We start from the raw sequence: 19304 nt of genomic DNA on the forward strand, positions 1-19304 counted from the left end.
TGGGATTGGGCAATGCTCGCTCTCCTCATGGACTTTGTGTCCGCTCCGGGAGCCGTGCGCTGTCCGCACCCAGGCCGGCTTTGCTTGCGAACCCACCCGTCTTTCGTCTTCATGAGTCCCTATTATGAGCTCACATCGTCCCGGTTTCGGCTGCAGCTGGCTGCCCTATGCGCTGGTGCTGCCGCAGTTGCTGATAACCGCAATATTCTTCCTGTGGCCCGCCGGCGAGGCGCTGTGGTATTCGGTCCAGAGCCTCGATCCCTTTGGCCTGTCCAGCCAGTTCGTCGGGTTGGATAACTTTAGCCAACTGTTCCAGGATCCGTACTACCTCGATTCTTTTTACACCACGCTGGTTTTCAGCTTCCTGGTAGCGGGGATCGGGCTGGTGGTGTCGCTGTTCTTCGCCGCGTTGGTGGATTACGTGCTGCGCGGCAGCCGGATTTACCAGACGCTGATGATCTTGCCCTACGCCGTGGCCCCCGCTGTGGCGGCGGTATTGTGGATCTTCCTGTTTAACCCCGGCCTGGGGCTGATCACCCATTTCCTTGGCGGACTGGGCTACAACTGGAACCACGCGCAGAACAGCGGGCAGGCGATGTTCCTGGTGGTGCTGGCTTCGGTGTGGCAGCAAATCAGCTATAACTTCCTGTTTTTCCTGGCGGCGCTGCAATCGATCCCGCGTTCGCTGGTGGAAGCGGCGGCTATCGACGGCGCCGGCCCGGTACGGCGTTTCTTCAACCTGGTGTTGCCGTTGATCACCCCGGTGAGCTTCTTCCTGCTGGTGGTTAATCTGGTGTACGCCTTCTTCGATACTTTCCCGGTGATTGATGCCGCCACCGGCGGTGGCCCGGTACAGTCCACCACCACACTGATCTACAAGATCTACCGCGAAGGCTTTGCCGGTCTGGATCTGTCCAGCTCAGCGGCGCAGTCGGTGATCCTGATGCTGCTGGTGATTGGCCTGACGGTGATCCAGTTTCGCTTCGTCGAACGTAAGGTGCGCTACCAATGATTGAGAACCGACGCGGGCTGGATATCTTCAGCCACGTAATGCTGATTATCGGCGTGCTGGTGGTGCTGTTCCCGCTGTACGTGGCCTTTGTCGCCGCTACGCTGGACGATAAGCAGGTGTTTCAGGTGCCGATGACCCTGATACCGGGCGGCCATCTGTGGGAAAACATCCGCAATATCTGGCAGGGTGGCGTGGGCAACCTCAAGGTGCCGTTCTCGCTGCTGTTGCTGAACAGCGTGATCATGGCGCTGGCGATTACCTTCGGCAAAATTGTGGTGTCGGTGTTGTCGGCTTACGCCATCGTGTATTTCCGTTTCCCGCTGCGCAGCCTGTTTTTCTGGCTGATTTTCCTCACTCTGATGCTGCCGGTAGAAGTGCGTATTTTCCCGACGGTGGAGGTGATCTCCACCCTGAACCTGCTGGACAGCTACACCGGTCTGACGCTGCCGTTGATGGCCTCGGCGACCGCGACCTTCCTGCTGCGCCAGTTCTTCATGACGCTGCCGGATGAGCTGCTGGAAGCAGCGCGCATCGATGGTGCCGGGCCGATGCGCTTTTTCTGGGACATCGTGCTGCCGCTGTCGAAAACCAATCTGGCGGCGCTGTTTGTCATCACCTTTATCTACGGCTGGAACCAGTACCTGTGGCCGATCCTGATCACCAGCGACGCCTCGATGGGGACCGCGGTGGCGGGCATCAAGAGCATGATCTCCACCTCCGGCGCGCCGACCCAGTGGAATCAGGTAATGGCGGCGATGATTCTGACCTTAATTCCACCGCTGACGGTGGTTCTTCTGATGCAGCGCTGGTTTGTGCGCGGTCTCGTCGACAGCGAGAAGTAACGAGAGAAATGTTCACATGGCAGGTTTAAAACTACAGGCAGTCACCAAATCCTACGACGGTAAAACGCCGGTGATTAAGCAAATCGATCTCGACGTGGCGGACGGCGAGTTTATCGTGATGGTCGGCCCTTCAGGCTGCGGAAAATCGACGCTGCTGCGCATGGTGGCCGGGCTGGAACGCACCACCAGTGGCGATATCTATATCGACAGCCAGCGCGTGACCGATATGGAACCGAAAGATCGCGGCATCGCGATGGTGTTTCAGAACTACGCACTGTATCCGCACATGAGCGTGTACGACAACATGGCCTATGGCCTGAAAATTCGCGGTTTCGGCAAACAGCATATCCAGCAGCGGGTGGAAGAAGCCGCGCGCATTCTGGAGTTGGAGCCGCTGTTGCAGCGCAAGCCGCGCGAGCTTTCCGGCGGGCAACGCCAGCGGGTGGCGATGGGGCGCGCCATCGTGCGTGAACCGGCGGTATTCCTGTTCGATGAACCTTTGTCCAACCTGGATGCCAAGCTGCGCGTGCAGATGCGCCTGGAATTGCAGCAGCTGCATCGCCGGCTGAAAACCACCAGCCTGTACGTCACGCACGATCAGGTTGAGGCGATGACGTTGGCGCAGCGGGTGATTGTGATGAACAAGGGCGTAGCGGAACAGATTGGCACCCCGAGCGAGGTTTACCAGCGCCCGGCGTCGCTGTTTGTCGCCAGCTTTATCGGCTCTCCGGCGATGAACCTGCTGCCCGGCACGTTGAGCGCCGACGGCAGCCAACTGTTGCTGGCCGGCGGGATGACGCTGAATTTACCTCAGCCCAAAACACAGTGGGGCGGTCGTCCGTTGACGCTCGGCATCCGCCCGGAGCATATTCAACTGACCACCCTTGAACAAGGCGGCGTGCCGCTGGAGCTGCAAACGCTGGAATTGCTGGGCGCGGATAATCTGGCGCACGGGCAATGGGGCGGCCACGGCGTGATTGCGCGGTTGTCGCATGAAACTATGCCGACGGCGGGCAGCACGCTATATTTGCAACTGCCTGCACAGGCGCTGCACTTTTTTGATTCAAACAGCGGATTACGGATGGAACAATGACCACAGCCTGGCCTTATCCTCATATCGTCGCCCACCGCGGCGGCGGTTCCCTGGCGCCGGAAAATACCCTGGCGGCGATCGACGTTGGCGCGCGACACGGCCACAAAATGATTGAGTTCGACGTCAAGCTGGCGCAGGACGGGCAGATCTTTTTGTTGCATGACGATACCCTCGATCGCACCAGCGACGGTTGGGGCGTGGCGGGCGAATTGCCCTGGGACAAACTGGTGCAGCTGGATGCCGGCAACTGGTACAACTCCGCCTACAAGGGCGAGCGTCTGCCGTTGTTGTTGGAGGTCGCAGAGCGCTGCCGGCAACACGGCATGATGGCGAATATCGAAATCAAACCCACCACCGGCACCGACGATGAAACCGGCCGCGTGGTGGCGCTGGCAGCACGGCTGTTGTGGCAAGGCCAGACCGAACCGCTGCTTTCTTCGTTCTCGGTTGAAGCGCTTGAGGCGGCACAGCGTACGGTGCCGGACCTGCCGCGCGGCCTGTTGCTGGATGAATGGGATGACAACTGGCAGGCGCTGACAGAGCGGTTGGGCTGTGTGTCGTTGCATATCAACCATAAAGAGCTGACCGCTGAGCGGGTCGCGGCGCTGAAGGCGGCCGGCCTGCGCATTCTGGTGTATACCGTTAACCAACCGGCGCGTGCGCGCCTGTTGTTGAACTGGGGCGTTGACTGTATTTGTACCGACCGGATAGATTTGATCGGCCCGGATTTTCCCAACGAATAACCCCCGTTGCTACGGGCGCAGTCTGCTGCGCCCGTGAATTCGCCGGTGCCTGTTGATTCTTGCGACGTCAGCCCCTTGCCGCCGCGCTAACGGAAGGGATGTGATGTCTGTTTTTATTGTTTCTCTGTGGCACCAGATAGCGCTGTCTTTGCCGCTATTTGTTCTGATCGTGCTGGGGTATGGCCTTATCCGCTGGGGTAAGTGGCCGGCTACCATCACTGACGGTTTGACCCGCTTCGTCTTCTCCCTGGCGCTGCCCGCCATGTTATTTCGCATGATGTGCGATTTCTCGCAACGCCCGGCGGTGGATGCCCGCTTGCTGATCGCTTTTTTCGGCAGTTGCCTGATCGTGTTCGTGATGGGCCGCATCACCGCGCGCCGGGTGTTTAAACTGGATGGGGTCTCCGGTTCGGTGTTCGCGCTGGGGGGGATTTTCTCCAATAACGTGATGCTGGGCCTGCCGATCGCCAGCGTGATGTTGGGGGAGGCGGCAATCCCTTCGGTTGCCCTGGTGCTGGTATTCAACGGGCTGATCCTCTGGACGCTGGTAACCATCTCGATCGAATGGGCGCGCAACGGCTCGCCCACCCTGCACGGCTTTATAAAAACCGCGCGCAGCGTGCTCACCAATCCCCTGATCATCGGCATTCTCTCCGGCACGCTGTTCAGCCTGACCGGGTTGCCGTTGCCGACGTTTGTCGATCAGCCGGTCAGTATGCTTGGCCAGGTGGCGGCGCCGCTGTCGCTGGTGGTGCTGGGAATGGGGTTGGCGGAATATCGTATCAGCGAGGGGTGGCAACTGAGCAGCGCCATTTGTTTCTTCAAGCTGATCGTCCAACCGCTGATCGTCTGGCTGCTGGCCTGGATGATGGACCTGCCGCCAATGGAAACCCGCGTGGTGGTGCTGCTGGGTTCAATGGCGGTCGGGGTCAATGTTTACCTGATGTCACGCCAGTTCAACGTGCTTACCGGCCCGGCCGCCACCAGTCTGGTGATGTCCACCGCGCTGGCGGCAGTCACTACGCCGCTGATCCTCACCATTATGGGCGTGCGGGTGTAACCGGCATCTGCGTTTGCGGCACCGTCGGCGACGTGCGGTTAAACGGATTGCGCGGTTGGTTGCCGTTTGGCAGCAATTGACCGCCGTTTGGCGCATTTCGCAGCAACTTTTGCTGATTTTCGTCGAATTGCCGCTGTTGTTGCAGGCGGCGTTGATCCAGCTGTTGGTTATTCAGCATGCGCTGTTGCTGCGTCTGCTGATTGCGCTGGTTAAGGAACTGCTGTTGCGAACTGAGCTCGGTTACGCCATTGGCCGCGGTTGCCAGCCCGGACAGCAACAGCAGGCCGTACAGAATGCGATAACTCTTCATGATATTTATCCTCGCTTTTAATTAAGCCTAACCCACCGGCGAAAAATTGCCGAAAAGTTTATATTTTGCACAGCTGTAAACCGCCTTTTCATCACGCGGCATTTCGCCTTCCGTTACAATCGCCTTTTCTGATTGTTTAGGGTGAACCCGACGTGCTGCTTCTGGTGATTACTACCGTCTTATGGGCGTTCTCTTTCAGCCTGATTGGCGAATATCTGGCGGGCCAGGTCGACAGCTGGTTCTCGGTGCTGATGCGTATCGGGTTGGCGGCGTTGGTCTTCCTGCCTTTCCTGCGCTGGCGCAATATCAAACCGAAAGTGATCCTGATGTACATGTTGGTGGGTGCCTGCCAACTGGGCATCATGTACCTGTTCAGCTTCCGTGCCTACATGTACCTGACGGTACCGGAATTCCTGCTGTTTACCGTGCTTACGCCGCTGTACGTCACGCTGATCTACGACCTGATCAGCGGTCAACGCCTGCGTTGGGCCTATGTGTTCAGTGCGTTGCTGGCGGTACTGGGCGCGGCGATCATCCGTTACCATCAATTGAGCGAGCATTTCTGGTGGGGGCTGTTGCTGGTGCAGGCGGCGAATATCAGCTTCGCCATCGGCATGGTCGGTTACAAGCGCCTGATGGAAGTGCACCCGCTGCCGCAACATACGGCGTTTTCCTGGTTCTACCTCGGAGCGTTGGTGGTCGCGGTGGTCGCCTGGTGTCTGTGGGGTAATCCGCAACAGTTGCCGACCACTAATCTGCAATGGGGCATTCTGGTTTGGCTGGGCGTGGTGGCTTCCGGGCTGGGTTATTTCATGTGGAACTACGGTGCAACGCAGGTGGATGCCGGGACGCTCGGCATCATGAACAACATGCACGTGCCCGCCGGGTTGCTGGTGAATTTGGCTATCTGGCAGCAGCAACCGCACTGGCCGAGTTTTATTATCGGCGGGGCGGTGATTGTCGCTTCGCTGTGGGTGCACCGCCGCTGGGTGGCGCCAAAGCCGACTAATTGAGACCACGGGCTACCCAAGCGCAGGCAGCCCGCAAAATCAGGCTTGTGAAGACAGCGGCTTGATGCTGGCGGCGAGGGTGCCCGGGCGCGCAGCGTCGCGTACGAACGGCAGGTGATTGCAGGCGTGTTGACGCGCCGAGCGGATAAAGGCTTCGGTCACCGCCTGGCGCTGCTCGCCGTCGCGTACCGCGGCATACAGGCGGCTCCACAGGCCATCGCCCAGGGTTTTTGTCACTACCAGTCCCTGGCGTTCGAAACTTTCGACTACCCAATGCGGCAGCGCCGCAATCCCCATCCGTGCCGACACCATCTGGATCAGCAGCAAGGTGTTATCGACGTTTTTCAGCGCCGGGCTGACGCCGGCCGGTTGCAGGAAATTCCGCCATATATCCAGCCGTTGGCGCTGCACCGGATAAATCATCAGCGTCTCATCGCTCAAATCTTCCGGTTCAATCTGCAGTTTGCCGGCCAGCGGGTGATCCGGCGCCAGCACCAGACGCACCTCGAAATCAAACATCGGCGAATAGTGCAGGCCGCTGCGCGGCAAAATGTCTGAGGTCAGCACCAGATCCAATTCCCCCTGCTGCAGCGCCGGTTGCGGATCAAAAGTGACGCCGGACTTAAAGTCCATCACCACCTGCGGGAAGCTCTGGCGGAAGTTGTCCAACGCGGGCGTCAGCCACTGAATGCAACTGTGGCATTCGATGGCGATGCGCAGCGTGGCCTGATGCGGTTCGTGGCATGCCTGCAACGCCTGCTGGATTTGCGGCAGTACTTGTTCTGCCAGCTGTAACAGGATTTCTCCCTGCACGGTAAAGCGCAGCGGTTGGCTTTTTCGAACGAACAGTTTGAAGCCCAGACGCTGCTCCAGATCGCTGAACTGATGCGACAGGGCCGATTGCGTCTGATGAAGTTGGGCCGCGGCGGCCGCCAGAGAGCCGGTGTTGCGCAGAGCCTGCAGCGTCCGTAAGTGTTTCAGTTCGATCATGAGAGTCCTTCACAGTGACAGTGAATAAATTGCGCTTGTGGTTAATACAGTACCTGCGGATTATGGATGTGTAAACATCTGGACGGCTAAATGGGGAATATGACGATGGCAATTCTAAATCACACACTGGGTTTTCCGCGCGTTGGGCTGCGACGTGAACTGAAAAAAGCTCAGGAAAGTTACTGGGCAGGCAATTCAACGCAGGAAGAACTGCTGGCGGTTGGCCGCGAGCTGCGCGCTCGCCATTGGCAACAGCAACAGCAGGCCGGGGTGGATTTGGTGCCGGTCGGCGATTTCGCCTGGTATGACCATGTTTTGACCACCAGCTTGCTGCTGGGCAACGTGCCGGCACGTCATCAAAATGCGGATGGCTCAATCGATCTGGACCAGCTGTTCCGTCTGGGCCGTGGCCGCGCACCGACCGGTGAACCGGCGGCGGCGGCAGAAATGACCAAGTGGTTTAACACCAACTACCACTACATGGTGCCTGAATTCCAAAAGGGCCAGCAGTTCAAACTGGGTTGGACTCAATTGCTGGATGAAGTTGACGAAGCGCTGGCGCTGGGCCACAAAATCAAGCCTGTGCTGCTGGGGCCGGTCACTTACCTGTGGTTGGGTAAAGTGAAGGGCGAGCAGTTTGATCGACTGTCGTTGCTGAAGGACATTCTGCCGGTTTACCGGCAGGTTCTGGCCGAACTGGCGAAGCGCGGCGTAGAGTGGGTGCAGATCGACGAACCTGCACTGGTGCTGGAGCTGCCGCAGGTATGGCTCGACGCTTTCAAACCGGCTTACGACGCGTTGCAGGGCCAGGTAAAACTGCTGTTGACCACCTATTTCGACAGCGTCGGTCACAACCTCGACACTATCCGCGCATTGCCGGTACAGGGTCTGCATGTCGATCTGGTGGCCGGTCACGACGATATCGCCGTATTGCACAAGGCATTGCCAAAAGAGTGGTTGCTGTCGCTGGGCGTCATCAATGGCCGTAACGTCTGGCGTGCCGACCTGAGCCGTTGGTTCGACCGCCTGCAACCGCTGGTTAACAGCCGTCCACTGTGGATTGGCACCTCTTGTTCCCTGCTGCACAGCCCCATCGATCTGAGCGTGGAAACCCGCCTGGATGAAGAGGTGAAGAGCTGGTTCGCCTTCGCTCTGCAAAAATGCGCCGAAGTGGCTTTGCTAAGCGCAGCGCTGAACGCGCCTGGGGCAGAAAAGCAGGCAGAACTGGACGCATACAGCACACCAATCCGCGCTCGTCGTCAGTCCAGCCGCGTACATAATGCGCAGGTAGGCCAGCGTCTGGCCGCCATTACCGCACAAGACAGCGAGCGCCACAGCCCTTACGCTCAGCGCGCTCAGGCGCAACGCGATCGCTTCAACCTGCCGGCCTGGCCGACCACCACTATCGGCTCATTCCCGCAGACCACCGAAATCCGCGGCCTGCGCCTGGATTTCAAACAGGGGCGTCTGGACGGCAACAATTACCGAACCAGCATTAGCGAGCACATCAAACAGGCGATCGTTGAACAAGAACGTCTGGGCCTGGACGTGCTGGTGCACGGCGAAGCCGAGCGTAATGACATGGTGGAATACTTCGGCGAGAACCTCGACGGCTTCGTCTTCACCCAAAATGGCTGGGTACAGAGCTACGGTTCCCGCTGCGTAAAACCGCCGGTCATCATTGGTGACATCAGCCGTCCTGAAGCCATTACCGTGGAGTGGGCGAAGTATGCGCAATCGCTGACCGACAAGCCGGTAAAAGGCATGTTGACCGGACCGGTGACCATCCTTTGCTGGTCGTTCCCGCGTGAAGACGTAACCCGTGAAGTGATCGCCAAGCAGATCGCCCTGGCGCTGCGCGACGAAGTGGAAGATCTGGAAAAAGCCGGTATCGGCATCATCCAGATTGACGAACCGGCACTGCGTGAAGGGTTGCCGCTGCGTCAATCCGACTGGGCCGCTTACCTGGACTGGGCAGTGGATGCCTTCAAACTGAACGCCGCCGTGGCGCAGGACGATACGCAGATCCACACCCACATGTGTTACTGCGAATTCAACGACATCATGGATTCCATCGCGGCGCTGGATGCCGACGTGATCACCATCGAAACCTCGCGTTCCGATATGGATCTGCTGGAAGCCTTCAAAGAGTTCGAGTATCCAAACGAAATTGGCCCTGGCGTGTACGACATCCACTCGCCAAACGTGCCAAGCGTGGAATGGATCGAAGCGCTGCTGCGTAAAGCGGCGCAGAACATCCCGGCGGAACGCCTGTGGGTTAACCCGGATTGCGGTCTGAAAACCCGCGGCTGGCCGGAAACCCGTCAGTCGCTGGCCAACATGGTGTTGGCGGCTCAGCGCCTGCGCGAGCAGCAAGCCTGATCGGAGTGCGTTGCCCGGCCGTTGAGGCCGGCGTGCAATCAATAAGGTTCTGGTGTGATTATTTTGGGCGCTTCGGCGCCCTTTTTTACATTGCAGGCGGCCACCGGTGAAGGCAGCCGTGAGGGGAGGGGTTATTTGACGCCGACCACGCCGTGTTGAGCGAACCAGGCCAGCATGCGTTGCCAGCCGTCCGTCGCCGCTTCGGCATCGTAACTTGGGCGATAATCGGCATTGAAAGCATGACCCGCTTCGGGGTAGACCACGATCTCGGCATCGGCGTTAGCTGCGCGAATCGCCTGGCGCATGGTCTCCACCGTTTCCAGTGGAATTCCGCTGTCCTGGCCGCCGTATAATCCCAGCACCGGCGCAGACAGCTGCGTAGCCACATCGACCGGGTGTTTCGGCGAGTTCAGCGTTTTTTCGCCCACTAACTTGCCGTACCAGGCTACCGCTGCCTTCAGTTGCGGGTTATGCGCGGCATACAGCCAGGTAATACGGCCTCCCCAGCAAAAACCGGTAATCGCCAGCTTGCCGGCGTCGCCGCCGTGGCGGCTGGCCCAATGGGCTGCGTGGTCGAGATCGGCCAACACCTGACGGTCCGGGACCTTGCTCACCAGCTTTTGCAAGATGTCGCCAATCTCCTGGTAATCTTTGGCATCGCCCTGTCGGAAGTACAACTCTGGCGCTATCGCCAGGTAGCCCTGTTTCGCCAGGCGGCGACACAGATCCTGAATATGCTCGTGAACGCCAAAAATCTCTTGTACCACCAGCACCACGGGGAAGGGGCCGTCGTGGTTCGCTGGTTTGGCAATATAGGCCGGCAGGTTGTCACCCTGCGAGGGAATGGTGGTTTCCCCGGCATGAATGCCCTGTTCGTCGGTAAATACAGTAGAAGCGGCCAACGGCGTTACGGCCGGGGCGAATCCCCCCTGAGCCTGTTTTAATGTCATCACATGGTCGGTTTTCATTGCGGTCTCCGTGCAATAGAAAAAAGCGCTGAGAATAACTATAGGAAAGATTACCCGTTATTGGCACCCGGTTGAGCATTTTCGGTCAAGTCTGTAAAAAACGATTAATTATCTGGCTTTAGCGCATTTTTGTTATCTTTTTATCAGGATATTGCGCATTTTGGCCTGCATTAGCGCCATAAGGTACGTTAGCCCCATTTTTTGTTGCTAAGTCGCCGATAAAATAAGGCTATTTTTCGGTGGCGACATAAGTGGCCTCGTGGTGGAAAAGGGGGCCTGTCGCCAAGAGGAAAGGCGGTAAACGGCGGGCTGTTTTGTCGGCTAGACTTGTGGCAAGTGCGGCGTTTACAGCGTCTTTGGGTTATTTAATGTGACTTTTGTCACAAAAATTATGTAGATTGATCTTTGTTTCTTTATTCATGGTGATGGCCATCACGAAATTGGATGGCGATTTTCAGTAGAGTACTTTTTTGTTCCTCCCAATAAACATGATCTATGAGGAGTCTCGTATGTCTCAATCTGATGTTTTTCATCTCGGCCTCACTAAAAACGATTTACAAGGGGCCCAGCTTGCCATCGTTCCGGGCGATCCGCAGCGCGTAGAGAAAATTGCCAAGCTGATGGAAAATCCGGTGCACCTGGCTTCCCATCGTGAATTTACTACCTGGCGCGCAGAGCTGGACGGCAAGGCGGTGATCGTCTGCTCCACCGGCATCGGCGGCCCGTCTACCTCGATCGCCGTTGAAGAATTGGCGCAACTGGGGATCCGTACCTTCCTGCGTATCGGCACCACCGGGGCTATTCAGTCGAACATCAACGTCGGCGACGTGCTGGTCACTACCGCGGCGGTTCGCCTTGACGGCGCCAGCCTGCACTTTGCGCCGATGGAATTCCCTGCCGTGGCCGACTTTGCCTGCACCACCGCACTGGTCGAGGCCGCCAAGGCCAGCGGTGCCACCACGCATATTGGCGTGACCGCGTCTTCTGATACCTTCTATCCGGGCCAGGAACGTTACGATACCTATTCCGGCCGCGTTGTCAGCCGCTTTAAGGGCTCGATGGCAGAATGGCAGGCGATGGGCGTGATGAACTATGAAATGGAATCCGCCACTCTGCTGACCATGTGCGCAAGCCAGGGCCTGCGTGCCGGTATGGTTGCCGGCGTGATCGTCAACCGCACCCAGCAGGAAATTCCAAACGCAGAAACCATGAAAAACACCGAAAGCAAAGCGGTGCAGATCGTGGTTGAAGCGGCGCGCCGCCTGCTGTAATAGCCTCCCTCCCTTCAACGGGCCGCCAACGCGGTCCGTTTTTCCATTCAGCCCTAATCTGTTACGGTGATACCCGTCGTCTTTCAAACTGCGGTTGGCCGCAACGTGAAAGGCAGGGTGTATCTAGCTATCAGCGCCCCCTTTTTACCTGTTGATTTTCGGCTTTGCTGCCCCAGATGACGATTTTTTAGACAATAACGGCGAGGACGTCTATGACAGCCCAGATTCTGCTTCTTCCTTCACAAATTCTGCGTGATGGCGGCATTACCGTCCGCGATCAGTGCGGTTTACCGGCCGCTGGTTGGCAGCGCAATACGGCCTGGGTCGACGTCAGCGCGAAGTGCAACTGGCGTTAACCTCGAGTAAACCGCTACGCGTTTAGCCGGAGTTTAACCTGCCCCGGCCGGCATTGCGTATCCTTGGCACAGGAAACCCCGTATCAGGAGCCCGTGTATTGAGCCTCAACGACATTATCAACTGGGTCAGCGATGCCGTGCGTCAGCACGAAGGCTGGGCCATCCCCATTATTTTCTTCCTGGCATTCGGCGAATCGCTGGCGTTCTTGTCCCTGCTGTTGCCGGCCACGGTTATCCTGCTGGCGCTGGGCGCGTTGATTGGCGAGAGCGGCATCGCTTTTTGGCCTATCTGGGCCGCCGCTGCCATAGGGGCATTTTTCGGCGACTGGCTTTCTTACTGGATCGGTTACCACTATCAAGACCGCGTGGCGCACATGTGGCCGTTATCGCGTAATCCGCAGTTGCTGGACCGCGGCCATGCGTTTTTTGAACGCTGGGGCGTGCTGGGCATTTTTATCGGCCGCTTCTTCGGGCCGCTGCGCGCGGTGGTGCCGCTGGTCGGCGGTATCTGCGGCATGCCCCAACGTTACTTCCAACTGGCGAATATCACTTCAGCGATGATCTGGGCGTTCGGCATTCTTGCGCCGGGAGCCTTTGGCATCAAGTGGTTAACCCAGTGGTTTGGCTAGTTTTTGCCTGACTTGCGCGGCGTTTCGCAATATTGCGTTGCCGGTGCAAAATCAGACTGGACATCCATACAGCGTCCCCTTAACGTGACGGGCAACGGGCGCATAAACGGCAAGGGTAACAGGAGGCAGGGTGGATACCAGTTTGGTTTACGGTGTGGGCGGGGTAGTGGTCGGCATACTGTTGGGGTGGTTGATCGCCAGCCTGCGCGTGCAGCAGGCCCATGCGCAGCATGAAACCGAGCTGCGGCTGCTGGAACAGTCGTTGCAGCAGGCACAGCAGGAAACGGCGGCCCGGCAGGACGTTCTGCAACGCAATGAACAGCAAATGCGGCAAACCGATTTGGAGTTACGTAATTTGCACAGCCAATTGGCGGCCGGGCACGAAAAGCTGCAACAACTCAATCACTGGCGCACCGAATGCGAACTGCTTAATCAGGAGCTGCGCGCCCAACGCGAGGTCAACAGCGCTCAGGAGGCCGAACTGCGGGAAGTGACCATCCGTCTGGAAGAGACCCGCATGGCGGCGGAAGAGAAGCAGCGTTTGCTGATCAACAGCGAACAACGGCTCACCACCCAGTTTGAAAACCTGGCCAACCGCATCTTCGAACACAGCGGGCGCAAGGTGAACGAACAGAACCAGCAAAGCCTGGATCGCCTGCTGCTGCCGTTGCGCGAACAACTGGACGGTTTCCGCCGTCAGGTGCAGGACAGCTTTGGCCAGGAAGCCCGCGAACGCCATACCCTGACCCATGAAATACGTAACCTTCAGCAACTCAACGCGCAGATGGCACGTGAGGCGATTAACCTGACCAAGGCGCTGAAAGGCGACAATAAAACCCAGGGCAATTGGGGCGAGGTGGTGCTGAGTCGGGTGCTGGAAGCCTCGGGTTTGCGCGAGGGGCACGAGTATGAAACTCAGGTTAATGTGCGGCTGGATCACCAAAGCCGCATGCAGCCTGACGTTATTGTGCGTCTGCCGCAGGGCAAGGATGTTGTGATCGATGCGAAAATGTCGCTGGTCGCCTACGAACGTTATTTCAACAGCGAAGACGACGCGGAATGCGAGGCGGCGCTGAGCGAGCATATCGCCTCGTTGCGCGGCCATATCCGCTTGCTGGGGCGCAAAGATTATCAACAGTTGCCCGGCCTGCGTTCACTGGACTATGTGTTGATGTTTATTCCGGTGGAGCCGGCTTTCCTGCTGGCCATCGACCGGGAGCCGGAATTGATAAGCGAAGCGCTTAAACACAATATTATGCTGGTCAGCCCGACCACGCTGTTGGTGGCGCTTCGCACCATCACCAACCTGTGGCGCTATGAGCACCAGAGCCAGAATGCTCAGCGCATTGCCGACCGGGCGGCACGGCTGTATGACAAGATGCGGCTGTTTGTCGACGACATGTCGGCGCTGGGGCAGAGCCTGGACAAGGCCCAGGGGAGTTATCGCCAGGCGATGAACAAACTGAGCGAAGGCCGTGGTAATCTTATCGGCCAAACCGAAGGGTTCCGCGCGCTGGGGGTTGAGGTGAAACGGCCGATCAATCCGTTGCTGGCACAGCAAGCCGGCGCGCAGCATTATGATGAAGAAGATGAGGCAGCGGATGACGATGACGTCAGCGCGTTGCCGCAGGCGGAAGACGACGATTCCGCCGAAGAACCACGCTCCGCTTCGCAGGCATGACAGCCGCCTTGAGGTGGGGTATTCCGTGGGGTTCTGGTACACTCGACCACACAAAATTGACTGAATAGCAGGCAGGACAATGGCAGATCAATCGCAGGAAACCACAGATTTCGGTTTTCGCACCGTAGCTAGAGACGAAAAGCAGGCCATGGTGGCAGACGTTTTTCATTCGGTAGCGGCAAAGTATGACGTGATGAACGACCTGATGTCGTTTGGCATCCACCGTATCTGGAAGCGGTTTACCATTGACTGCAGCGGCGTGCGCCGTGGGCAGCGCGTACTGGATCTGGCCGGCGGCACCGGCGATCTGGCCGCCAAGTTCTCCCGGATGGTCGGTGAGCAAGGGCAGGTAGTGCTGGCAGACATTAACGACTCCATGCTGAAGATGGGCCGCGAGAAGCTGCGCGATCGCGGCATTATCGGCAACATCAGCTATGTGCAGGCTAATGCCGAAGCGCTGCCGTTCCCGGATAACTATTTTGACTGCATCACCATTTCCTTCGGCCTGCGCAACGTCACCGACAAAGACAAAGCGCTGCGTTCGATGTTCCGCGTGCTGAAGCCAGGCGGCCGCCTGCTGGTGCTGGAGTTCTCCAAACCGCTGCTGGCGCCGCTGAGCAAAGCCTATGATGCCTATTCGTTCCACGTGCTGCCGAAAATCGGCGAGCTGGTGGTGAAGGATCCGGAAAGCTACCGTTATCTGGCCGAGTCGATCCGCATGCACCCCGATCAGGAAACGCTGAAAGGTATGATGGGAGCCGCCGGTTTTGACAACGTGACCTATTTCAATCTTACAGGCGGTATTGTGGCCCTGCATCGTGGTTTCAAGTTCTGATATGGACATGCCGATGCTGCTAACCCCCTTGTTGACCGGCGCGCTGGAGACATCGCTCAATAGCCTGCTGTTCCGCGATCGCAGTATGAAGGCCGCCCGTCAGCGGTTGGCCGGCAAAATACTGCGTATTGAGTTGCAGGAACTTGCTTCGCCGCTGGTGCTGATTTTCAGCGAACAGCGGGTGGACGTGCTTGGCCAGTCTGAAGATACCGCCGATTGCACGGTGCGCAGTCGGGTATCGGTGTTGTTGAAGTTGCGCGATCGTCAGCAGCTTTCGCCATTGATGCGCAGCGGCGAGTTGATCGTCGAGGGCGATATTCAGGTGGTGCAGCAACTGGTGGGGCTGCTTGATCTGGCAGAGTGGGATCCGGCGGAATGGCTGGCACCCTATATCGGCGATATCGCCGCGCAGGGTATTACCCAGGTGCTCGGTAAAGGCGCAAGCCTGTTGAGATCGGGGTTGCAGCGTCAGCAGCATTACGTGGCGGAAACCCTGACGGAAGAGTGGCGTGTGGCGCCGGGGCCGCTGGAAGTGGTGTGGTTCAACGAGGAAGTTGACGCCACCGTTCGCAGCGCCGAAGCGCTGATTGCCCGCATGGACAAGTTGGAGGGTAAACGATGACCCCTGGCGAACTACGCCGCCTGTATTTGATCGTCCGCGTTTTTCTCAGCTATGGCCTGGATGAACTGATCCCCAAGATGCGTCTGACGTTGCCGTTGCGTTTTGGCCGCCGTCTGCTGTTTTGGATGCCAAACCGCCATGCAGACAAGCCTCTGGGTGAGCGTTTGCGCCTGGCTCTGCAAGAGCTGGGGCCGGTATGGATCAAGTTCGGCCAGATGATGTCCACTCGTCGCGATCTGTTCCCTCCGCAGATTGCCGATCAACTGACCTTGCTGCAGGATCGGGTTGCGCCATTCGACGGAGCATTGGCGCGCAAGCACATCGAATTGGCGATGGGTGGCCCGCTGGAAACCTGGTTCGACGATTTTGACCAGCAGGCGCTGGCATCTGCATCGATAGCACAGGTGCATACTGCACGCCTGAAAACTACCGGGCAGGAAATTGTGCTGAAGGTCATTCGGCCGGATATTGGGCCTATCATCAAGGCCGATGTTCGTCTGATGTATCGTTTGGCCGGCTGGGTGCCGAAACTGATGCCGGATGGGCGTCGCTTGCGGCCGCGTGAAGTGGTGCGCGAGTACGAAAAAACCCTGCTGGACGAACTGAATCTGCTGCGTGAAGCGGCAAATGCCATCCAGCTGCGCCGTAATTTTGATGGCAGCCCGATGCTGTACGTACCGGAGGTTTACTCCGATTACTGCCGTGAAAGCGTGCTGGTGATGGAGCGCATCTACGGTATCCCGGTTTCGGATATCGCTACGCTGGAAAAACAGGGCACCAACATGAAATTGTTGGCGGAGCGTGGGGTGCAGGTGTTCTTTACCCAGGTATTTCGCGACAGCTTTTTCCATGCGGACATGCATCCCGGTAATATTTTTGTCAGCTACGATCACCCTGAAGATCCCTGTTATATCGGCATTGACTGCGGCATCGTCGGCTCGCTGAACAAAGACGACAAACGCTATCTGGCGGAAAACTTTATCGCCTTCTTCAACCGCGATTATCGCAAAGTGGCTGAGCTGCACGTCGATTCGGGCTGGGTACCGCGTGATACCAACGTAGAGGATTTCGAGTTCGCCATCCGCACCGTGTGCGAGCCGATCTTCGAGAAGCCGTTGGAGGAAATTTCGTTCGGCAACGTGCTGTTGAACCTGTTCAATACCGCACGCCGCTTCAATATGGAAGTGCAGCCGCAACTGGTGTTATTGCAGAAGACCTTGCTGTATGTTGAAGGCCTGGGGCGGCAGCTCTATCCGAAGTTGGATTTATGGACCACTGCCAAGCCGTTTCTTGAAAGTTGGATGCGCGATCAGGTCGGCATACCGGCGGTGATTCGCGCCCTGAAGGAAAAAGCGCCGTTTTGGGCGGAGAAGCTGCCTGAACTGCCTGAATTATTTTACGATAGTTTGCAGCAGCATAAACGGTTGCAACAAAGCGTTGATAAGCTGACCCATCAGATGCAGGGCCAGCGCGTTCGTCAGGGGCAATCGCGTTATTTGTTCGGCGTTGGCGCTACACTGTTAGTAAGCGGTACGATTTTGCTGTTAGGGAAGGTCGAGATTTTCCCCGGGTGGCTGATGGCTGCCGGCATCGTATCCTGGGTGATTGGCTGGAAGCGAACCACCTGAATTGATTCAAAACTCTGGTAAAAACTGCCGTATAATGCGGTAGATTTTGAAAAACCCTGTAAAAATAGAGGTAACTGCAATGGGCGGTATTAGTATTACGCAATTGTTGATCATCGCGGTGATCGTGGTGCTGCTGTTTGGTACCAAAAAACTTCGTACGCTGGGTTCCGACCTCGGCGCATCCATCAAAGGTTTTAAAAAGGCGATCGGCGACGACAATACGCCTCCGACCAACACGGCTGAGAAAAGCAGCCTGGATGACGCTGACTTCACGGCAAAGCCTATTTCCGATAAGCAGCCGGAAGTGAAAACGGAAGAGCCGAAGAACAAAGAGCAGGTATAAACCGTGTTTGACATAGGGTTTAGTGAACTGTTGCTGGTTCTGGTCATTGGCCTGGTTGTACTTGGGCCAGAACGGTTGCCGGTAGCGGTTAGAACAGTTTCGGGTTGGATCCGCGCCCTCCGTTCGTTGGCGGCTTCGGTGCAGAATGAACTCTCTCAGGAACTGAAGCTGCAGGAACTGCAAGACAGCCTGAAAAAGGTCGAGAAGGCGGGCTTGCAGAATTTGTCGCCGGAGCTGAAGGCGTCAATGGATGAACTGAAAGACGCGGCGGAATCGCTGAAGCGCTCCTATCATGGCGAAGACAAAGACGAACCTGCGCACACCATTCATAACCCTCTGGTCACAGACCCGGAAGCCATTCATGACGGCGTGACCCCGGCGGAGGCTGCGACCACCGCCGCCTCACCGGCTGCCGTACCGAAACCGGTAGCGCCGGAGCCTGTCGTTGCGGCAACGCCGCAGGCAGTGCAAGCGCCGGCCGCGCAGCCGGTTAAGCAGCCTGCTGCGGTGACCGTGGAGGCAACCCCAGAACCTGTTGCGGATAAAACCCCAGCGTCTCACCAACCTAGTGGCGATCGTTAAAACATGGCTGTTGAAGATACCCAACCCCTTATCAGTCATCTGATAGAACTGCGTAAGCGGTTGTTAAACTCGATTATCAGCGTGCTGGTGATCTTCCTGGTGCTGGTTTATTTCGCCAACGACATTTATCAACTGGTGTCTGCGCCACTGATCAAACAGCTGCCTGCCGGGGCGAGCATGATCGCCACCGACGTGGCGTCACCGTTCTTTACCCCCATCAAGCTGACCATGATCGTCTCGGTGTTTGTTTCTGCGCCGGTGATCCTGTATCAGGTCTGGGCCTTTATCGCCCCGGCGCTGTACAAGCATGAACGTCGCCTGATGATGCCTTTGCTGGTCTCCAGCAGCCTGCTGTTTTATCTCGGCATGGCGTTTGCCTATTTTATCGTGTTCCCGCTGGCGTTCGGTTTTTTTGCCAAGACCGCGCCGGCTGGGGTCATGATAGCCACCGACATCAATAACTACCTCGATTTTGTCATGGCGCTGTTTATGGCGTTTGGCGTGGCGTTTGAGGTGCCGGTTGCCATTATTCTGCTGTGCTGGAGTGGCGTCACTTCGCCGGAAGACCTGAAAAAGAAACGTCCTTACGTCTTGGTCGGGGCTTTTGTGGTTGGCATGTTGTTAACGCCGCCGGATGTCTTCTCGCAGACCTTGCTGGCGATCCCGATGTATCTGCTGTTTGAAGTGGGCGTGTTCTTTGCCCGGTTCTACACCGGCAAACGCCGCCCGCGACCGGAAGAAGAAGACGAGGGTGACGAACCCCCGGCGGCTTAATCCGCGTTTTGTCTCTAAAGCCGCCCGATGGGCGGCTTTAGATTGATGGCAAACACCCGAAAAACGTGGTTTTCGGGTGTTTGGGGTAACCCGTAAAACATAATCCTTTGTTTTTAATCGCACTAAGATCATTACTTTTAGGCGCAGAGGACTTTGTCAGCCGCATCAAGCCG

At 57.6% G+C, this 19304-nt stretch carries 20 protein-coding genes; 17 read left to right on the forward strand and 3 right to left on the reverse strand.

Annotation, left to right across the window (positions count from 1 at the left end):
• The first annotated feature begins 124 nt into the window (after positions 1-124).
• The 5 genes from ugpA to ACTJJ1_RS23500 all read left to right on the forward strand — a co-directional run bounded on the left by ugpA (position 125) and on the right by ACTJJ1_RS23500 (position 4750).
• Positions 125-1012, forward strand: coding sequence for a sn-glycerol-3-phosphate ABC transporter permease UgpA (gene ugpA / locus ACTJJ1_RS23480; protein WP_004950999.1), 888 nt, complete (start codon positions 125-127; stop codon positions 1010-1012).
• Positions 1009-1854 carry a sn-glycerol-3-phosphate ABC transporter permease UgpE gene (ugpE, locus tag ACTJJ1_RS23485; protein WP_006323078.1) on the forward strand — a complete coding sequence of 282 codons (846 nt, stop codon included), beginning with the start codon at positions 1009-1011 and terminating at the stop codon, positions 1852-1854. The genes ugpA and ugpE overlap by 4 nt, the downstream gene beginning before the upstream one ends.
• A 16-nt stretch (positions 1855-1870) precedes the next feature.
• Complete coding sequence (locus ACTJJ1_RS23490; RefSeq protein ID WP_020438302.1) at positions 1871-2947, forward strand: sn-glycerol-3-phosphate import ATP-binding protein UgpC; 1077 nt, start codon at positions 1871-1873, stop codon at positions 2945-2947.
• Positions 2944-3690 (forward strand): glycerophosphodiester phosphodiesterase, encoded by a 747-nt coding sequence (ugpQ, locus tag ACTJJ1_RS23495; protein ID WP_004951006.1) that lies wholly within the window; start codon positions 2944-2946, stop codon positions 3688-3690. The genes ACTJJ1_RS23490 and ugpQ overlap by 4 nt, the downstream gene beginning before the upstream one ends.
• 103 nt (positions 3691-3793) lie before the next feature.
• Positions 3794-4750, forward strand: a complete 957-nt coding sequence (locus ACTJJ1_RS23500) for an AEC family transporter (protein WP_004951009.1) — start codon at positions 3794-3796, stop codon at positions 4748-4750.
• Here the strand turns inward: ACTJJ1_RS23500 and ACTJJ1_RS23505 are convergent.
• A complete protein-coding gene (locus ACTJJ1_RS23505) occupies positions 4731-5060 on the reverse strand; it encodes a hypothetical protein (RefSeq protein WP_004951010.1) in 330 nt (109 codons plus the stop codon). The two genes, ACTJJ1_RS23500 and ACTJJ1_RS23505, sit on opposite strands and share 20 nt — an antisense overlap.
• A 152-nt stretch (positions 5061-5212) precedes the next feature.
• Here ACTJJ1_RS23505 and ACTJJ1_RS23510 point away from each other — a divergent pair, with 152 nt between their 5' ends.
• Positions 5213-6073 (forward strand): carboxylate/amino acid/amine transporter, encoded by an 861-nt coding sequence (locus tag ACTJJ1_RS23510; RefSeq protein ID WP_004951012.1) that lies wholly within the window; start codon positions 5213-5215, stop codon positions 6071-6073.
• A gap of 36 nt (positions 6074-6109) precedes the next feature.
• On the opposite strand, the gene metR is transcribed toward ACTJJ1_RS23510, so the two are convergent.
• A complete protein-coding gene (gene metR / locus ACTJJ1_RS23515; protein WP_004951014.1) occupies positions 6110-7060 on the reverse strand; it encodes an HTH-type transcriptional regulator MetR in 951 nt (316 codons plus the stop codon).
• A 105-nt stretch (positions 7061-7165) separates the two neighbouring features.
• On the opposite strand from metR, the gene metE reads away from it, so the two are divergent.
• The gene (metE, locus tag ACTJJ1_RS23520) at positions 7166-9442 is read left to right on the forward strand and encodes a 5-methyltetrahydropteroyltriglutamate--homocysteine S-methyltransferase (protein ID WP_440835561.1); all 2277 of its coding nucleotides are present in this window, start codon (positions 7166-7168) and stop codon (positions 9440-9442) included.
• A gap of 131 nt (positions 9443-9573) precedes the next feature.
• On the opposite strand, the gene ACTJJ1_RS23525 is transcribed toward metE, so the two are convergent.
• Positions 9574-10410, reverse strand: coding sequence for a dienelactone hydrolase family protein (locus ACTJJ1_RS23525; protein WP_440835562.1), 837 nt, complete (start codon positions 10408-10410; stop codon positions 9574-9576).
• Positions 10411-10919: 509 nt separating this feature from the next.
• Between ACTJJ1_RS23525 and udp the strand changes: the two genes are divergently transcribed.
• The 10 genes from udp to tatC all read left to right on the forward strand — a co-directional run bounded on the left by udp (position 10920) and on the right by tatC (position 19131).
• Entirely contained in the window at positions 10920-11681 is a 762-nt protein-coding gene (udp, locus tag ACTJJ1_RS23530; RefSeq protein WP_004951021.1) for a uridine phosphorylase, read from the forward strand.
• Positions 11682-11893: 212 nt separating this feature from the next.
• Positions 11894-12037 carry a hypothetical protein gene (locus ACTJJ1_RS23535; RefSeq protein ID WP_155243326.1) on the forward strand — a complete coding sequence of 48 codons (144 nt, stop codon included), beginning with the start codon at positions 11894-11896 and terminating at the stop codon, positions 12035-12037.
• Positions 12038-12135: 98 nt separating this feature from the next.
• A complete protein-coding gene (locus ACTJJ1_RS23540; protein ID WP_037432064.1) occupies positions 12136-12666 on the forward strand; it encodes a DedA family protein in 531 nt (176 codons plus the stop codon).
• Positions 12667-12796: 130 nt separating this feature from the next.
• Complete coding sequence (gene rmuC / locus ACTJJ1_RS23545) at positions 12797-14347, forward strand: DNA recombination protein RmuC (protein ID WP_440835565.1); 1551 nt, start codon at positions 12797-12799, stop codon at positions 14345-14347.
• 79 nt (positions 14348-14426) lie between these two features.
• Positions 14427-15182: a bifunctional demethylmenaquinone methyltransferase/2-methoxy-6-polyprenyl-1,4-benzoquinol methylase UbiE gene (ubiE, locus tag ACTJJ1_RS23550; protein WP_004951027.1), complete on the forward strand. Its 756-nt coding sequence runs from the start codon at positions 14427-14429 to the stop codon at positions 15180-15182.
• 13 nt (positions 15183-15195) lie between these two features.
• Positions 15196-15804, forward strand: coding sequence for a ubiquinone biosynthesis protein UbiJ (gene ubiJ, locus ACTJJ1_RS23555; RefSeq protein WP_020438304.1), 609 nt, complete (start codon positions 15196-15198; stop codon positions 15802-15804).
• A complete protein-coding gene (gene ubiB / locus ACTJJ1_RS23560; RefSeq protein WP_004951031.1) occupies positions 15801-17432 on the forward strand; it encodes a ubiquinone biosynthesis regulatory protein kinase UbiB in 1632 nt (543 codons plus the stop codon). Before ubiJ ends, ubiB begins: the two co-directional genes overlap by 4 nt.
• Positions 17433-17511: 79 nt before the next feature.
• A complete protein-coding gene (gene tatA, locus ACTJJ1_RS23565; protein ID WP_004951033.1) occupies positions 17512-17775 on the forward strand; it encodes a Sec-independent protein translocase subunit TatA in 264 nt (87 codons plus the stop codon).
• 3 nt (positions 17776-17778) lie between these two features.
• Positions 17779-18357 carry a Sec-independent protein translocase protein TatB gene (gene tatB / locus ACTJJ1_RS23570; protein WP_062790056.1) on the forward strand — a complete coding sequence of 193 codons (579 nt, stop codon included), beginning with the start codon at positions 17779-17781 and terminating at the stop codon, positions 18355-18357.
• 3 nt (positions 18358-18360) lie between these two features.
• The gene (tatC, locus tag ACTJJ1_RS23575; RefSeq protein WP_004951035.1) at positions 18361-19131 is read left to right on the forward strand and encodes a Sec-independent protein translocase subunit TatC; all 771 of its coding nucleotides are present in this window, start codon (positions 18361-18363) and stop codon (positions 19129-19131) included.
• The last annotated feature ends 173 nt before the right edge of the window (positions 19132-19304 follow it).

The organism is Serratia sp. 22264 (assembly GCF_052045345.1).
GTDB classification, from domain to species: domain Bacteria; phylum Pseudomonadota; class Gammaproteobacteria; order Enterobacterales; family Enterobacteriaceae; genus Serratia; species Serratia plymuthica.